The 260-nt window shown below is 62.3% G+C and carries 1 protein-coding gene; it reads left to right on the forward strand.

Annotation, left to right across the window (positions count from 1 at the left end; translation table 11 throughout):
- The coding region (locus SB822_RS58445) for a LysR family transcriptional regulator (RefSeq protein ID WP_410859291.1) at positions 1–260 on the forward strand (260 nt) is incomplete at both ends.

Raw genomic sequence — 260 nt, forward strand, 5'->3', positions numbered from 1 at the left:
GGCGAAATGGACGTGTTCGTGCGCGTCGTTGAACATGGCGGCTTTACGTCCGCTGCACGCACAGCGAACCTGACACCTTCGGCGGTCAGCAAACTGATCACACGTCTTGAAGCCAGATTGGGCGCGCGGCTGTTCAACCGCTCCACGCGGCAACTCCAGCTGACGCCCGAAGGCTGCGCCTTTTACGAGCGCGCGACGCGTATTCTTGCCGATATCGAAGATGCCGAACGCATGGCGGCGAGCGGCGAGCAGGCAATCGG

It is taken from the genome of Paraburkholderia sp. SIMBA_054 (assembly GCF_046534875.1).
GTDB lineage: Bacteria > Pseudomonadota > Gammaproteobacteria > Burkholderiales > Burkholderiaceae > Paraburkholderia > Paraburkholderia hospita.